The 15,706-nt window shown below is 68.6% G+C and carries 17 protein-coding genes and 1 pseudogene; 10 read left to right on the forward strand and 8 right to left on the reverse strand.

Going from position 1 to position 15,706, the window contains the following annotated elements:
- Window positions 1-16: 16 nt before the first annotated feature.
- From ACIBCT_RS25430 to ACIBCT_RS25445, 4 genes are all read right to left on the reverse strand, one after another.
- Window positions 17-265, reverse strand: coding sequence for a hypothetical protein (locus ACIBCT_RS25430; RefSeq protein ID WP_399192534.1), 249 nt, complete (start codon window positions 263-265; stop codon window positions 17-19).
- A gap of 56 nt (window positions 266-321) precedes the next feature.
- Window positions 322-1,086, reverse strand: coding sequence for a DinB family protein (locus ACIBCT_RS25435; RefSeq protein ID WP_399192535.1), 765 nt, complete (start codon window positions 1,084-1,086; stop codon window positions 322-324).
- A gap of 418 nt (window positions 1,087-1,504) precedes the next feature.
- Window positions 1,505-1,705, reverse strand: coding sequence for a hypothetical protein (locus tag ACIBCT_RS25440; RefSeq protein WP_399192537.1), 201 nt, complete (start codon window positions 1,703-1,705; stop codon window positions 1,505-1,507).
- Window positions 1,706-2,131: 426 nt separating this feature from the next.
- Window positions 2,132-2,881 (reverse strand): AAA family ATPase, encoded by a 750-nt coding sequence (locus ACIBCT_RS25445; protein ID WP_399192539.1) that lies wholly within the window; start codon window positions 2,879-2,881, stop codon window positions 2,132-2,134.
- A 47-nt stretch (window positions 2,882-2,928) separates the two neighbouring features.
- On the opposite strand from ACIBCT_RS25445, the pseudogene ACIBCT_RS25450 reads away from it, so the two are divergent.
- A pseudogene (locus ACIBCT_RS25450) lies at window positions 2,929-3,306 on the forward strand (DUF6069 family protein).
- A gap of 22 nt (window positions 3,307-3,328) precedes the next feature.
- The gene (locus tag ACIBCT_RS25455; protein WP_399192541.1) at window positions 3,329-4,618 is read left to right on the forward strand and encodes a DUF6596 domain-containing protein; all 1,290 of its coding nucleotides are present in this window, start codon (window positions 3,329-3,331) and stop codon (window positions 4,616-4,618) included.
- A gap of 211 nt (window positions 4,619-4,829) precedes the next feature.
- Here ACIBCT_RS25455 and ACIBCT_RS25460 read toward each other — a convergent pair whose 3' ends face one another.
- The 3 genes from ACIBCT_RS25460 to ACIBCT_RS25470 all read right to left on the reverse strand — a co-directional run bounded on the left by ACIBCT_RS25460 (window position 4,830) and on the right by ACIBCT_RS25470 (window position 8,420).
- Window positions 4,830-5,981 (reverse strand): IS3 family transposase, encoded by a 1,152-nt coding sequence (locus ACIBCT_RS25460; protein WP_399192543.1) that lies wholly within the window; start codon window positions 5,979-5,981, stop codon window positions 4,830-4,832.
- Between the two features lie 115 nt (window positions 5,982-6,096).
- Window positions 6,097-6,597 carry a tetratricopeptide repeat protein gene (locus tag ACIBCT_RS25465; RefSeq protein ID WP_399192545.1) on the reverse strand — a complete coding sequence of 167 codons (501 nt, stop codon included), beginning with the start codon at window positions 6,595-6,597 and terminating at the stop codon, window positions 6,097-6,099.
- 902 nt (window positions 6,598-7,499) lie between these two features.
- On the reverse strand, window positions 7,500-8,420 hold the full coding sequence (locus ACIBCT_RS25470; RefSeq protein WP_399192547.1) for a GlxA family transcriptional regulator: 921 nt from the start codon (window positions 8,418-8,420) through the stop codon (window positions 7,500-7,502).
- A 123-nt stretch (window positions 8,421-8,543) separates the two neighbouring features.
- On the opposite strand from ACIBCT_RS25470, the gene ACIBCT_RS25475 reads away from it, so the two are divergent.
- From ACIBCT_RS25475 to ACIBCT_RS25510, 8 genes are all read left to right on the forward strand, one after another.
- The gene (locus tag ACIBCT_RS25475; protein ID WP_399192549.1) at window positions 8,544-9,749 is read left to right on the forward strand and encodes an MFS transporter; all 1,206 of its coding nucleotides are present in this window, start codon (window positions 8,544-8,546) and stop codon (window positions 9,747-9,749) included.
- A gap of 237 nt (window positions 9,750-9,986) precedes the next feature.
- A complete protein-coding gene (locus tag ACIBCT_RS25480) occupies window positions 9,987-10,514 on the forward strand; it encodes a pyridoxamine 5'-phosphate oxidase family protein (RefSeq protein WP_399192551.1) in 528 nt (175 codons plus the stop codon).
- 428 nt (window positions 10,515-10,942) lie between these two features.
- Window positions 10,943-11,515 (forward strand): transposase family protein, encoded by a 573-nt coding sequence (locus tag ACIBCT_RS25485; protein ID WP_399192552.1) that lies wholly within the window; start codon window positions 10,943-10,945, stop codon window positions 11,513-11,515.
- 255 nt (window positions 11,516-11,770) lie between these two features.
- A complete protein-coding gene (locus ACIBCT_RS25490) occupies window positions 11,771-12,256 on the forward strand; it encodes a transposase (RefSeq protein WP_399192554.1) in 486 nt (161 codons plus the stop codon).
- Between the two features lie 203 nt (window positions 12,257-12,459).
- Window positions 12,460-12,693 (forward strand): hypothetical protein, encoded by a 234-nt coding sequence (locus ACIBCT_RS25495; protein ID WP_399192556.1) that lies wholly within the window; start codon window positions 12,460-12,462, stop codon window positions 12,691-12,693.
- Window positions 12,690-13,172 (forward strand): Clp protease N-terminal domain-containing protein, encoded by a 483-nt coding sequence (locus ACIBCT_RS25500; RefSeq protein ID WP_399192558.1) that lies wholly within the window; start codon window positions 12,690-12,692, stop codon window positions 13,170-13,172. The genes ACIBCT_RS25495 and ACIBCT_RS25500 overlap by 4 nt, the downstream gene beginning before the upstream one ends.
- Window positions 13,173-13,294: 122 nt before the next feature.
- On the forward strand, window positions 13,295-14,188 hold the full coding sequence (locus ACIBCT_RS25505; RefSeq protein ID WP_399192560.1) for an ABC transporter ATP-binding protein: 894 nt from the start codon (window positions 13,295-13,297) through the stop codon (window positions 14,186-14,188).
- Window positions 14,185-15,018, forward strand: coding sequence for an ABC transporter permease (locus ACIBCT_RS25510; RefSeq protein WP_399192561.1), 834 nt, complete (start codon window positions 14,185-14,187; stop codon window positions 15,016-15,018). The genes ACIBCT_RS25505 and ACIBCT_RS25510 overlap by 4 nt, the downstream gene beginning before the upstream one ends.
- Before the next feature lie 311 nt (window positions 15,019-15,329).
- Here the strand turns inward: ACIBCT_RS25510 and ACIBCT_RS25515 are convergent, their stop codons facing one another.
- On the reverse strand, window positions 15,330-15,635 hold the full coding sequence (locus ACIBCT_RS25515) for a hypothetical protein (RefSeq protein WP_399192563.1): 306 nt from the start codon (window positions 15,633-15,635) through the stop codon (window positions 15,330-15,332).
- Between the last annotated feature and the right edge of the window lie 71 nt (window positions 15,636-15,706).

Consider the following 15,706-nt stretch of genomic DNA (forward strand, 5'->3'; position numbering starts at 1 on the left):
GATTCCGATGACGACATCACCCAGTGCCGCACGCTCGGGCCGTCTGGCCGGATTTGCGGGTGCAGTTCATTCCGGGCGTGATCGGCTTCACGAGCTGGTAGATGCCTTCGCAGGTCCACCGCGGCGTGACATCGAGGAAGACCTCGCGTCGTTCGTTGGGGAAGCCCGCATTGCTGGTCTTTCCGTAGCCGGTCGTGACTACCTCGCCGGTCGGCACCGCGCCCTGGCTGGGCAGTGCGGGTGCGATGAGGGGCTCCGACAGCAAGATGGGCTGGTCAAGCGCAGGATCGCGAGATCGCCGTCCATTGCCGGGACGCGCCTTCACTCGGTTCGGGCACCGGCCTCGAGCACGGTGAGGTCGCGGACCGCATACCGGTGATGCTCGGCCTCTTCCTTGCACACCACCGTGAGGCAGCGGCGCACGACGTACTCCTTGTCCGGGTAGGGGTCGGCCGGCTTGCGACCACATACCCGGTCGAGCTCGGCCTCGGTGAGCTCGTCGACGACCCGGCGTATCGTGGCCATACGGGCGAGCCGCGGCGCGAGTACCTCGTCGAGCGTCGGGGTGGCATCGAGGGTGAGCCCGAGCTTCGCCGATGCTTCGGCCGGCATCCCGCCGCCAGGAAGGCCCAACGGGTGGTACGGCGCGTCCTCCTCGAGCACGGCGTTGCCGATCCAGGCATCGCTGGCCATCAGCAGATGCCGCTGCGTCTCGACGAACGACCACTCGCCGTCGACCTGCTCGTGCAGCTTCGCCTCGGGTAGGCGCCTGGCGCGGTCGAGCGTCTCCTCCCATTGCTTCTCGATGGCATCCCAAGCGGCCCGGTATTCGGCGGCGGACGTGGCCTCACGGGCCAGCACCCGGTTGGGATGCAGCCGGTCGAGCTCGGCCTCGACGTAGGCGGTCACGTCGACGTCGTTGACAACGACACGCTCGAAGCCGCCACCGAGGGAGACGTTGCCCCCATAGCAGTCCACGATCTTCAGGCCGGTGACGTCGCAATCGCGAATCTCGAGGCCGGAGAGGTCGCACAGGTGGATGCGGGCACCACGGAACTGGTCACTTTGGGTGTACTCAGCAGGCATCGGGACAGCTTCCCGTATTCGTCCCGACCGCGCCAGTGAATGGCACAACGTGAGGGTTGCGTGTTGCGTCCGGGTGGGGGAGTGCGGGATCGAGCCTCTTGGCGAGCGCTCGACGATCGATCTTGCCCGCGCGGTTGAGAGGCATCTCGTCCAGCCAGACGAAGACGCGTGGAATCATCGGCGCGGGTAGCCAACTACCCAGTTGGCTCGTGAGCAGCTCGTCGGGTCGCCGTTCGCCGACCAGATAGGCGACGATGGCCGCGCCGCCCGGGTTCTCGTGGCTTGTGTCTTCGATGGCGGCACGACGCTCACGATCACAAAGCGCTGTGCCAAGTCCTGCTTGATCCGCTCGGCCCAGGCGGAGACCGCAAGTTCCAGCACACGGTCTACGACCGCGATGCTGACCGGCCCGCTGTCCTCACCGGCCACGACCACCGTCGAAGACGCCGTACTCCTCTTCGACGGCGTCTTCCTCCTGCGGCCAGAACTCATCGACCAATGGGATCTGCGGATCTTCGTGTCCGTCGACTTCGAGCAGACCATAGATCGCGCCCTGACCCGCAGCATGGCGATGGCCGGATCCGCCGATGCCGCCGAGATCGAACGGTCCTGGCGCCACCGCTACATCCCATCCCACAGCTCTACTTCGCGACAGCCCGCCCGACCGATCATGCTGACATCATCGTGGGGACGGTCCGGTCCGGCCGTGAGGTGGTGTCGGCCCGGGTGGGCCGGATAGCACCGCTTCACCCGCTTCTGTCGTCTGCCAGGCTGATGTGAGGCATCGCCATACAGCGCACCGTCTACGCGGACTACCACTGGGACGCCTGGCCGCACTACCGCAAGTTCCCGCCGATCACCCGATGGATCATGGACCAGATCGACGCCGTCCGGAACCCGAATGACCATCGGTCGCTGCGCAGCTACCAACCACCCGAACACTACGAGCATGCCGTCGGCATCCCGCGTCCCAGACGCGAAGATCAAGCCGCATAGCGGCTGGTGAACGACCACGCTCGCCTACGCGGCGCCCACGCGGCGGACCTCATCTCTCGGTGAGCCGCCCGTTCAAGCTCTGAGCGAGGGAGGGCCAAAATCGCTGAGCCCAGTCAAACCAGCTCTCATCCCCGGGCGGCGGGGAGGGCAGAAACGAACCGGAGAGCTCGTCCGCGTCAGGGACCTCGAACTTCTCTCTCCAGGGGTCGAGCTCCGCCTCGGCCATAGGGAATGTCTGCTCTGGCGAGTGTTTCCAGCGGTTCTGAATCCGGCTCCATTGCACCTCGCGTTCCACAGGCAGGTACACGATCTCACAAGACGCTCCCACTGAAGCGGCCATCCAACGCAAGGCGGAGCGCTCATCGCGCGACCAGAGTCCGAAGTCAAGAACGACATTGAGCCGCAGGCGCAGGGCGTCGATGGCGAGTGCGACGAGTCGGCCCTCCAGCAGCCACCGCATGCCGCCGGGCTCCTGGTGACGGTCGCCTTGGCCGAAGATGGTGAGTGCCCATTCGTCGGGGGTGAGCCGCAGGGCGCCGCGCTCCGCCGCCAGCTCCCGCGCTCGAAAGGTCTTCCCGGACCCGGGAAGACCTACCATCAAGAACAGTGTGGGGGCCTGACCCGCCCGCGCATCTCTCACCGTCTCATTCATGTGGTCCATCAGCTGATACCTAAACCTCGGCCATCCATTTGCGGCAGTGACGAGCAGGCCTGTCGCCTCGGACGCGGCCGGGGCGAGTACGTCTGCTGATTTTTTCTGCGGAATGTGTCGGATGGCGTCGAGCCCGTTCGTGGTCAAGGTGAGAGGCCGGTAGCGGCCGGTCGCCACACATCGGAGGGCCCATGATGTCCGTCACCACCGTTCCCGCGAAGCCGCTGATCATCAGCGGCCTGGCCGCCGCGGCGACCGCGATCATCGTCGCGGCAGGTGAGTTGGCCGGGATCAATCTCGTTGTCGGCGGCGCGCCGATCCCGGTGTTCGGGTTCGCCGTGCTGACCGGCATCTTCTCCGTGGTGGGCCTGGCGCTGGCCCTGCTATTGGCTCACTCGGCCAGCCGTCCACGCACGGCATTCGTCCGCACCACGATTGTGCTCACCGCGTTGTGACTGCTACCGGATGTGCTCGCGGACGCGTCTGCGGCCACGAAGATGCTGCTGATGGTGACGCACGTGATCGCCGCCGCGATCGTGATCCCGACCATCGCCCGCCGCCTGTCCCCTTGACCCTTTCCGAGGAGTTCACCGGATGAGCCACAGGAGGTGGGACCGGTGCGCGACGACCAGCTCCGCACGATCTTCACCTGCTGCCATCCGGCGCTGTCGCCGCTTGCGCAGAGCGCGCTCACCCTGCGCCTGCTCGGCGGACTGGGGGTGGGCAGATCGCGCGGGCCTACCTGGTGCCCGAAGCGACCGTCTCCCAGCGGACCTGTGCCTGGAAGCGGTTCGCCTGGCCAGGGCGCTCGCCGAATTGATGCCCGATGGGCCGGAGGTGCTCGGGCTGCTGGCGCTGCTCCTGCTCACCGAAGCCCGGCGGCCCGCGCGAGTGGGGTCTTCGGGTGAGCTGGTGGTGCTCGCCGAGCAGGACCGGTCGCTGTGGAACCGGGAATTGATCGCCGAGGGACATCAGCTGGTACGGCGGTGCCTGCGCCGTGATCAGCCGGGCCCCTACCAGTTGCAGGCCGCGATCAACGCCGTGCACGCCGACGGGCCGGCGACCGACTGGTCGCAGGTGCTGGCGCTCTACGACCAGCTGCTGCGCCACACCCCGACCCCGATCGTGGCGCTGAACCGCGCGGTCGCCGTCGCCGAGGTGCACGGACCGGCGCCGGCGCCGGCCAGCATCGATGAACTGAACCTGCCGGGCTACCACCTGTTGCCCGCCACCCGCGCGGACCTGCTCACCCGCCTCGGCCGCACCGCCGATGCCATTGCCACCTACGACGAGGCCATCACCCTGGCCACCAACGACACCGAACGAACCTTCCTGCAGAGGCGACGGGCACGCCTAGGGCGGGAGGCTCGAGATGAGATGACAAGGAGCGTGGACACCGTGGACACCGTGGACCAAGAGAACGTGAGCGCGGCCCTGACTGTCGCCGTGCCCGCCGCGGAGGTGTTCGCGGTGCTGGCGGACCCGACGACCCATTCCGCGATCGACGGCACCGGCTGGGTGCAGGAAGCTGCCGACCGGGCGCCGCTGACCGAGGTGGGGCAGATCTTCCGGGTGGACATGTATCACGCCGACCATCCGAACGGTGACTACCAGGTGGTCAACAAGGTCCAAGTGCTCGCCCCCCCGCGCGCCATCGCCTGGCTGACGGGGCAGGAGAAGGAAAACGGTCACCTGGAGTTCGGCGGCTGGATCTGGCGCTACGACCTTGCGCCGCTCGGTCCGTCCGAGACCGAGGTCACGCTCACCTACGACTGGTCGGCAGTGCCGCAGTCCATCCGGGAGTACCTCCACTTCCCGCCATTCGGCCCTGAGCACCTCATCAACTCGCTGCACCATCTGGCCGAGCTTGCCTCCGGTAGGTGATGTCGTCGACCACAATGACCATCGGTATGTGAAGCGGCTGTGTGGGGAGCTTGGTGGGGGCGTCCGGGGCCGGTTCGTCGGTCCCGGACGCCCCCGCGTGAGACGTTCAGTCAACCCAGACGCAGGGAAGGCCCTTCGACGCGTAGCCGCCTCCGCCCAGGGATTCCCCACTGAGCTTGCCCCGCTTTGGCGGACACCTTCGGTGTGGTGGTCAGGCCACGCAAGCGGCCTCGTAGGCGGCAGGGCTAACGTAGCCCAGACTGCTGTGCAGCCGGTGCAGGTTGTACCAGCCTTCGATGAACTCGAAGACCGCGCTGCGGGTGACGGCCCGGCTGGGCCAGGCCCGATCATCGAGCAGTTCGCCCTTCAGCGTGGCGAAGAACGACTCGGCCAGGGCGTTGTCCCAGCATTGGCCCTTGCGGCCGACCGACAGTCGTACCCCGAGCCGCTCGGCCAGTTCGGCGAATGCCCCGCTGCTGTATCGGCGGCCGCGGTCCGAGTGGAAGATCACTTTCTGGGCGGGGCGGCGTCGCCGGCAGGCCGAGGACAAGGCGTCGGCGACCAGCTCGGTGCGCAGGTGATCGGCGGTGGCCCAGCCCACCACCCGGCGTGAGGCGATGTCGATGACCGTGGCCAGATACAGCCGGCCCTCCTCGGTGGGAAGGTAGGTGATGTCGCCGCACCAGCGGGTATCGATCGCGGCCGCATCCGGGGTGAAGTCACGGCCGATGAGGTCCGGGCGCATCGCGGCGCGCGGATCAACGATGGTGGTCTGCTGTCGGCGGCGCCGGTGGCGGCCCTGCAACCCGGCCGCGCGCATCAGCCGGGCCACCCGGCGCCGACCGCAGCCGGTCCCTTCCTGCTGCAGGACCGCGTGGATGCGCGGAGCGCCGTAAGTACCGCGCGCATGCCGATGGTCCATCGGCATGCGCGCGGCCAGGTGCGCATCGCGCACCGCTCGAGGACCGGGGATGCCTTGGCGGCGGGCGTAGAAGGCGGATCGGGAAACCTGCAGCAGTTCACACGCCTGTTTGACGTTGTGACCGCTCTGCTTTTCCGCCTCGATGAAGGGGTGCACCGTGGCCCGCTTGAGGATGTCGACGTCCTCGCGCAGGCGGCGATTCTCCCGCCGCAGCGCGGCTAGTTCCTCGCGTTCGTCGCTGGTCAGCCCGTCATGTTGGCCGGTGTCGACTTCGGCCTGGCGGATCCAGTCGCGTACCGCGGTCTCGGTCAGATCGAAGTCCCTGGCCACCTGGCCGATCGAACGATCTCCGCGCTGGCACAGCTCGACGATCTCGGCTTTGAACTCACGGGTGAACGAGCGGCGAGGGCGCGGTTTCTTCTTCCCCATGTGCTCCATCATGGACATCCTTCCGGGGGCGAGCCCCTGATCTCGGATGTCCGTCAAACCGGATCAAGCTCACGACAACCAGTGCGAGCTTGAGGGTACGTCGCAGCCAGAACGGCCAGGGGGCAAGTCAGAGCTCGGCGAGGTACTCCGCGTTACCGCGGATGGCGGCCTCATACCGCTTGACCTCGGAGGTGTCCACGCTGTCCGCGACGACCAGCAGCAGCGCGGCGAGCGCCGCGTCCTTGCGCCCGGCTGCGTGCAGTGTGAGTGCCCTGAAGACCCGCAGCGAGTCCGACTCCGGGAACTCGGCGCAGGCGGTGTCGAACAGCGCCAGCGACTCGTCGATCCTGCCCAGGTTCCGCAGCGTGCTGCCGTACTGCAGAAGGCACTTGCGGCGCGTTTCGCCGCTCAGGTGGGGCAGGGCGCGCTCGTAGTAGCCGACTGCGCGCTCCTCCTGCCCGGCGGTGTCGTACGAACCGCCGACCTCGTACAGCACATACGGGTTGTCGGGATGCTCGGCGAGCAGTCGTTCGAAGAAGTCGATCGTGGGCTGCATGTTCGCCCGGTCGCGCCGCGCAAACGCCCGCTCGATCGTCGCGGCCAGTTCAGGGGTCAGTTCAGTCGTCATGGCCATATCCTGCCGCGCCGACCGCCGACCGCACGAGGACCACCCCAGATGGAGAGTCCGGCCAGATACCTCTGAAGATTCCCGGCCGGATTGCTCTGAAGGTCACAGGTTATCCGGGGAGATCATACTCACACTCCCCGGAGAAGACGACTTATCCGGGATCCTTATAGACGAAGGATCGAAACCCCAGGGTGCGAATGGCCGAAGCCTCACTTTGCGCTTTTCAGTATCACCGGAATCTCGATCTGCCTGGCGCAGGCGGTACGGTCACGATCTATGACGACAGCCGGGTCAGGCGGAGGCTCCGCGAAGGACAACCAACACAAGGGAGCCTGTCTGATCTGCAGGAAGTCTGCCAGAAATACCGGCGCCGGCAGAAAACCGAGGCAGGCGCCTGGGCGCACGCACGCTACATGCCCACGCCCGTACCGGTCGGGGACAAGTCAACGAAATCGGCCAGGAAGGCAGTGAGCGGTCTGCAGAGCAGGGCTCGCAACGCGAGCATGACAGGCTGCGAGGTGGCGACGCGATTCGTCAGCCCCTACGTCGGTTGCAGGCGGGAGTATCCGGCACAGACGCTGATCGAGAAGGTCGAGCAGGGTGGGCGCATCGTCATGCGCAGAAGCGATCCAAGTGCGGGCGTAGGTCCTGACATGGTGCCGAGTACGGCGGCGATCTCGTCCACGCCGAGCGTGGCGGTCTTGGTGAGGACCGGCTCACCGTCGAGGGGCCGGATGCCGTCCCTCAGACGGACGAACCCGCGGGCTGAAGGCGTCGGCTGGTCGGCCTCCGGGCCGATCCGGTCGGTCCCGGACGAGCGGGGAGACCCAGGACCTGGTGGTGCGCCCGGCGGAGAATCCGGCCGGTGGAGGAGCGGAACGCGGCGGAGCCGCGCGGGACCCTCAGCGGAAGGAGCGGCGATAGGCGGCCGGGGTGGTGCGCAGGGCGGTGTGGAAGCGGCGGCGGAGGTTGACCGCCGAGGAGAGGCCGACGCGGGCGGCGATGGTCTCGACGGGCAGGTCGGTCTCCTCCAGCAGGGCGCGGGCGGCGGCCAGGCGGCGCTCCAGCAGCCAGCGGGCGGGCGGGACGCCGAGCTGGTCGGTGAACTGGCGGGTCAGGGTGCGGGAGGAGACGCCCGAGTAGGCGGCCATGTCCTCGACGGCGATCTGGTCGGGCAGGCGCGACAGGAGCCATTCGAGCAGGGGGGCCAGGGAGTCCGGCATGGGGCCGGTGGTGGGGAGGGGAGGGTACTGGCGCTGGCAGCCCTCGCGGTGCGGGCCGGCGGCGAGCTGGCGGCCGATGCGCATGGCGTGCGCCGCGCCGTGCTCCTGGAGGACCTGGTGAAGGCAGAGGTCGAGGGTGGCGGCCGAGGCTCCGGCGGTGGCGACGTCGCCGTGATCGACGTAGATGACGGTGTCGTCGGGGATGACGCGGGGGTGGCGGGCGGCGAGTTCGCCGGAGAGTTCCCAGTGGACGGAGGCGCGGCGTCCGTCCAGGAGGCCGAGGGCTGCGGGAACGAAGATTCCGGCGCAGACGGCGACGATGCGGGCGCCTCGGGCGTGGGCGTGGGAGACCGCGTGCAGTACGGCGGGCGAGGGGGTGAGGATCCAGCTCGCGATCACCACGGTGTCGGCGTCGTCGAGGGCTTCGAGGCCGCTGTCCACCTGGATGGGGGTGCCGAGGGTGGTGGGGAGGGAGCCGGGGTGTTCGGCGCACAGGCTGAAGCTGTAGTGCTGGGTGATGTCGGGGCCGTGGTAGCCGAAGACGGCCGAGGCGGAGGTGACCGGGTAGAGCTCCTGGTTCGGGGCGACCACAGCGACCACGCGATGCGGGCTGGGAGGCGTCGGGGGCGTTTCCGGGCAGTCCAGAGGCATGGCGTAAACATACTCAATGATGTCATTTGAGACACCGGTGCTGTGATCTGGAAAAATAAAGAATCAGGGCTCATGTGGACAAGGAGCTTCACCCTCTACTTCGGGGCCCGCACGATCTCGCTGCTCGGTGACGCGATGATGCCCGTCGCCTCGGCGCTGGCCATCGGGAGGATCTACGGGATCGCGGGCGTCGGCTACGTGCTGGCACTCTGGACCGCGTCTGCCGTGCTGGTCATGTTGTTCGGCGGGGTCGTCGCCGACCGGATCGGCGCCCGGCGTTTGATGATCGGCGCGGACGCGGTCAGGGTCGTCACCCAGGGGGTCGTGGCCATCGCCTTCTTGGACGGCGCCCCGCCGTACCCCCTGCTGCTGGTGACGGCGTTCGTGTCGGGCATGGCCGCCGGGATGTTCGAACCGGGCGTCAACGGCATGGTTCCCCTGGTCGCCGAAGATCCGCAGCGGGCCAACGCGACACTGAAGATCGCTGAGGCGGTCACCCATCTCGCGGGTCCCGCACTGGCCGGAGTCCTCATCGCCGCCGCCGGGCCGGTCGTCGTCTACACGGTGGACGCCGCGACGTTCCTGGTCAGCGGGGTGTGCTTACTGCTGCTCCGGGTCGCCGTCCCCAGGACGGAGCCCTCCGACGTGCTGAGCGACCTGCGCAGGGGCTGGGAGGAGTTCACGGCCATGAACTGGATGTGGTCGGTCATCCTGGTCTGGGTGTTCTGGGGAGTCCTGGTGATCGGGCCGTACGTACCGCTGTCGTCACAGGTCATCGGGGCCGAATACGGCTGGGTGATGATGGCGCTCGGCCTCGGCACCGTGCTGGGCGGGCTGGTGGCGATCAGGCTCAGGCCGCGCAGGCCGCTGGCGGCCGGGGCGGTGGCGTTGAGCGGGTACGCGGCGGTGCCGCTGACGGTTGCGCTCGGGCTGCCGCTGCCGCTGCTGATGGGCGGGCACCTGCTCGGGGGGTGCGCGTTGGCGTTCTGGTCGGTGATGTGGTCGACCAGCGTGCAGACGCAGGTGGCGCCGGACGTGGTGAACCGGGTCAACGCCTACCAGGTGGCCGGGTCGGTCGCGGGCATGGCGGCCGGGCAGGCGCTGGCCGGTCCGGTCACCGCGCTGGTCGAACCGCGCACCTTCATGCTGGGGTCGGCTCTGGTGACGGCCGGCGTGGTGGCGGCACTGCTGGTGATCAAGCCGGTCAGGCGGCTGGGCCGGGAGCCCCGGGAGGCCGCAGACCGGTCGGTCCCGGTCGTGGCCGGCGTGGCGCCGTAGCCGGTCATCACGGTCGCGCAGGACGGCCTTGGCCAGTCCCTCGCTGTCGAGGACGAGGGTGCCGCCGGGAACAGCGGGAGAACGGGATGGGCGCGGCCCCTTTCTGCCGTATTCCGGCCGCACCCTTAGGACGGCCGAAAAACATGACACAAGGCGTCGGGTTTTAGAGCGATCATCGGTTCACCGGTCAGCGCCGATGTGAGTGTGGACCGGGGCCACAGATGGACAAGGACCTCAATGCGCGAAACCCCCGAGGAGCTCAAGGAACTTCAGGCTCTCCTCGAAGCCTCCCTTTCCCGCTCTACTTTGCACCTCCGCTCGATCGTCACCGAGAACACCCTGACCGCAGAGCAGCTCACCCGGATCCTGACCGGGATGTGCACCCTCGCCCTGTCCACCGTGACGGCAAAGGGCGAGCCGCGGATCAGCGGTGTGGACGGGCACTTCCTGCACGGCAAGTGGCACTTCGGCACGGCGCGTGGCGCCGCCAAGGCCCGCCACCTGGCCGCCCGCCCCGCCGTCAGCGTCGCGCACATGCGCGGTGAGGACCTGGGCGTGTTCACCCATGGCACGGTGGAGATCCTCAACCCTGAGGACAGCGAACCGGCCGAGGACTGGCCGGACCTGCTCGCCTACTTCAAGGATTTCTACGGCGACTTCTCCGACTGGGACAACGACGTGGTCTACTACCGGCTGCATCCGCACTGGATGACCGCCTACGCCCCCGGCGTCGACAAGCTCACTTCGGCCCTTGATGAACAGTAACGCCGTTGCAATGCCGCCGCCCTGGGAGTCAACCCGCTCTGACCCGGAAACTGGTGATCAAAGTTCCGGACCACTACGTCACCGAGCAACGACCAGGCGCACCCTACGACCTGAACACTCTTGACCTCGCGATCAAGACGCCGGATGAAGACGTGCACTGCTAGCCCCGAACAAGCCCCCTACCGACAGATCGTCAGCGGCGGCCCGGTGCAGACAGTGTTTCCGTCCGGCCCCGGCGTCGGTCCTGCACGAGCCGGGTCCGGCCGAGGTGATGAGCTGTCCAGGTTCCTGCCGCCGCAAGCGTCAGGCGCAGGAGGCCAGCAGGATGGAGATGGGGGCTGCTCAGTGAACGGCTCTGGCACGAATGCGGTGGTGACGGAGTGTGCGGGCTGGCAAGGTGATCTTGGTGTGCTTCGAAGATCTTGAAGATGCTGTTCCCGCACTTGGCCGATGTGATCCTTGAGCAGGTGACCGTAGAGCAGCAGGTCGTACATGTGCGAGCCCGGACACGATCGGTGGCGGCACCCTGTCCCACGTGTGGGGTTCCGGCTCGGCAGGTGCACGCCTACCACATGCGACGTCTGGCGGATGTGCCGGTCGGCAGCCGCACGGTGGTCGTCGACCTGCGCATACGCCGACTGGTGTGCGAAGCCCGCGGTTGTATGAGGCAGACGTTTCGTGAGCAGGTCCCGCAGGTGGCGGCTCGCTATGCCCGCCGCACCGTAGGCCTGGCGGCGCTGATCGTTGATCTGGCGGTGGTACTGGCCGGCCGCGCCGGCGCGGCCGTGCTGTCCTGCCTGGCGGTGACGGTCTCGCGGACCACGGTGCTGCGCCTGTTGATGGCTGTTCCCGTCACAGTCGGGCCGGTGCCGGCGGTGTTGAGCGTGGACGACTTCGCGCTGCAACGGGGCAACCGCTACGCGAGCTTGCTCATCGACGCTGTCACCCACCGTCGGGTGGATGTGCTGCCCGACCGTAAGGCGTCAACGTTGATCGCCTGACGGCGCACCGGTGCGCTCGCTGAACGGACCCGCCGCAAGCACGCGCAGGTCCACCCCCTCCTCGACCAGGGGCTCGGACTGGGTGAGTGCGCTCGGCGTCTGGGCTGGGGATTCAACACGGTCAAACGCTATGCCCGCGCTGCCTCAGTCGAGGATCTCCTGCGTCCACCCAAGTACGGCGCCACACTGGTCGATCCCTACCGCGAGCACCTGCGACGCCGCCTGGCCGAAGAACCGAGCGTTCCGGTCACGTATTTGCTGGCCGAGATCCGCGAGCGCGGCTATACCGGCAGCGCCAACCTGCTGGTGCGCTACCTCAATCAAGGTCGCGCCGACCCTGATCGCACGCCGCCCTCACCGCGCCGGCTGGTCTCCTGGCTCATGAGCCACCCCGACGACCTGCCTGCTCACCGCCGCCGGCACCTGGAGGAGCTGATCCCTGCCTGCCCGCACCTGACCGCCTTGGCCACGCGGGTGCGCGAGTTCGCCGCCATCCTCACCCAGCGTCGCGGTCATGACCTCGACGATTGGATCAGCACAGTACGCGCCGATGACTTGCCCGCCCTGCACAGCTTCACCCTCGGCCTGGAAAAGGACAAACAGGCCGTCATCGCCGGGCTGACCCTGCCCTACAGCAACGGTCCCATGGAAGTCACCAACACCAAGGTCAAGCTGCTCAAACGGCAGATGTACGGGCGCGCCGGCTTCGCCCTGCTACGCCACCGCATTCTGCTCTCCTGAGTGAACTGATCACCTATCGTCACCACCGCATTCGTGCCAGAGCCGTTGTTTGTACAGTCCCTGACCCCGCCACCGAGGACGACGACGAGATCTGACCAACACGGGGTGCGTGTTGGGTCGGACCGGGGCGCCCTGCCCCGAGCCTCGGGCACTCAAGCAACCGCAGTTGACTATTCGCGAAATAGTCAACTAAAGTTGCTTGCATGCCGGTACAAGACGCACCCGTACCCCAGGATCCCGCCGACGCGCTCGCGGCGGTCGCGGCGCTGCGGCGCCTGGCCGACCGGCTCGAGGACGCCGCCGTGGAGCAGGCCATGCGCGCCGGGTGGGGCTGGCCGGAGGTCGCCGAGGCGCTCGGCGTCACCCGCCAGGCGGTCCACAAGAAGCACGCCAAGCGGCTCATCGCCGCCGGCGTGACGCTGAGGAGACGACAGTGAGCACGATCGACCACTACATCAACGACATCGTCGTGCGGGGGGCGGCCGAGGCGCGGGAGGAGAGCTCTGCCACCACCGAGGCCCACCACCTCCTGCTGGCCATCGCCGCCGTCGAGGGCACCGCCGCGCACCGCGTGCTGACGGCGGCGGGGCTCGGGCGGCAGGCGATCAGGGATGCGCTGGACCGGGAGTTCGAGCACAGCCTCAACGCGGTCGGGGTGTCCCTCGCCTCCTACGACCTTCCGAAGCCCTTCCGCAACCCCAAGGATCACCCGAGGCCCGGCGCCTCCGCCCGGCTCGCGCTCGAACGCGGCTTCGCCGCCGCCAAGGGCAAGAAGGACCTGCGTCCCGCCCATCTGCTGCTCGGCGTCCTGAGCGCCGGCGTCGGTACCGTGCCGCGCGCGCTCGCCCTGGCCGGCGTCGACCGGGCCGGCCTGATGGATCTCCTCCAGGAGACGCTCGCGCGCGAAAACTGGTAACCGGCCCCCCTGTCCCCACGCTCCGGCCCGGTTCGGGTCGCGATGCGCCATGCCCTCGTGCCGGGCTTGCGCCGGCATGGGCTCCGGCACGAGGTCATCCGATCACGAAGAGAGGCCGTTTCATGACGAAGAGCAACGACGTCGTGCTCGACGTCGACGGGCTGCGCATGCGCTACGGCTCGCTCGACGTCCTGCACGACGTCACGTTCCAGGCCCGCCACGGCGAGGTTCTGGCCTTGCTGGGTCCGAACGGCGCGGGCAAGACCACCACGATCGAGATACTGGAGGGCTTCCGCGTCCGGTCGCAGGGCCGGGTCTCGGTGCTCGGCGCCGATCCCGCGCATGGCGACGAGCAGTGGCGGGCCAGGCTCGGGATCGTGCTGCAGTCCTGGCGCGACCACGGCAAATGGCGGGTACGCGAGTTCCTCGCCCACCTCGGCACCTACTACGCCCCCTACACCGTCCCCGGGATCTCGCGGCCCTGGGACCCCGACGAGCTGATCGAGAGAGTCGGCCTGACCGAGCACGCCGGCAAGAAGCTCAAGACACTCTCAGGCGGCCAGCGGCGCAGGCTGGACGTGGCGATCGGCCTCGTGGGGCGCCCCGAGGTGCTGTTCCTCGATGAGCCGACCACCGGCTTCGACCCGCAGGCCAGGTCCGACTTCCACGATCTCGTACGCGACCTGGCCGACGCCCGCGAGACCACCGTCCTGCTCACCACCCACGACCTGGACGAGGCCGAGAAGCTGGCCGACCGCATCCTCGTGCTGAACGGCGGCCGGATCGTCGCCGACGGCACCGCCGCCGAGCTGGCACGGCGGATCGTCGGCGAGGACGAGGTGCGCTGGGTGCGCGACGGGCGGCGGTACGTCGAGCGGACGCCCGACTCGACCACGTTCGCCCGCGAGCTGTTCGCCCGCTACGGCGACGACGTCCGGGAGCTGGAGGTCCAGCGGGCCTCGCTGGAGCAGACGTACCTGGCGCTGGTGCGCGAGGCCGAGGAGGTGGCCCGATGAACGCGACCGTACTGCGCGTGAGCTGGTCCCGGGGCCTGATCGAGCTGCGGCAGTCGTTCACCAACGGCGCCGAGCTGTTCTCCCACTTCCTGTGGCCCGCCCTGATGGTGGCCACGCTGTTCTTCATCCGGGACCTGCCGGTCGGCGCTCTCCTGCTCGGCGCCGTGGCCTTACCCGGCATCCTCGGCATGAACGCCGCGACCGGCGTGATCGGCATGAGCCAGCAGCTCACCGCCGACCGCGAGGACGGCACGCTGCTGCGTGCCAAGGCGACCCCGCACGGGATGCCCGCCTACCTGATCGGCAAGGTGATCTCGGTGTCCGGCGGCCTGCTCGCCGACCTGGCGATCTTCCTCGTGCCCGCCGTACTCCTCGTCGAGGGGCTGCGGATCGGCCCGCAGTCCTGGCCCGGTCTGGCCTGGGTACTGGCGCTCGGCCTGGTCGCGACCCTGCCCATCGGTGCGGTCCTGGGCTCGATGTTCACCACTGCCCGCGCCCAAGGACTGATCCAGCTACCGTTCCTCGCTGTGATCGGCATCTCCGGCATCTTCTACCCGATCACCGTACTGCCCGAGTGGCTGCAGTGGATCGCCCAGATCTTCCCCGTCTACTGGATGGGGCTCGGCATGCGGTCGGCCCTGCTGCCGGACGCGGCGGTCGTCGTCGAGATCGGCGCGTCCTGGCGACACCTGGAGACCGCCGGAGTGCTGGGCGCCTGGGCGCTGCTCGGCCTGCTCATGGCGCCGGTCGTGCTGCGGCGGATGGCACGCGGGGAATCCGGCTCGACGGTGGCGGCACGCCGTGAGCGTGCCCTGCAGCGGACCGGGTGAAGGCCATGACCGTCACGACGGTGACCAGCCGATCCCTGGCGCCCGGACCTGGCCCGGGGCGTGATGTTGCCGGCGATCGCGGTGGCGGACCTCATCCGATCCCGCAGCAGACGAAGACTGACCCGCCACCCGCATCAGAACGGCCGGTCACGGTAAGAGCCGCCCGCCGGGCTCCTTGTCGTGACCGGCCGCTTGGTTGCTGCTCAAGCCCCGTGACCGGTGACTCCTCGATGCCCTCGCGCGGCCTGCAGCCCGTCCTCACCCATGGGGCAACCTAAGCGCTCGGCGCGGCCGCCACCCTCGATCAGCGTTCAGGTGCCGCCGCCGAGGATGGCGGCCATCCGGTAGGCGGCGTGGGAGTCGAGCTTGCGCCGTCCGCGGTTGTAGCGCTGGGTGGTGACCGGGGAGGCGCGGACGAACAGCGGCTCGCCCCGGGCCCGGCCCTGCAGCAGCGGCTCCAGCAGCGCGCGCACCCGGGGCGGAACCGGCAGGCGGTCGGTCCTGCCGCCCTTGCGCCGGAACAGGATCACGGTGTGCCCGGCGTCGACGGCGACCGAGCCGACGGTGAGGGAGACCGGCTCGCCGACGCGGACGGCGCACACGCTCAGCAGCGCCACGGCCGCATGCGTCGGCCGGATAGGGCTCGGCGCCGTCGATCAGCGCGGTGGCCTTCTCGACGGTACGGCCC

The sequence above is a fragment of the Streptosporangium sp. NPDC050855 genome, assembly GCF_044456585.1.
Taxonomy (GTDB): domain Bacteria; phylum Actinomycetota; class Actinomycetes; order Streptosporangiales; family Streptosporangiaceae; genus Streptosporangium; species Streptosporangium longisporum.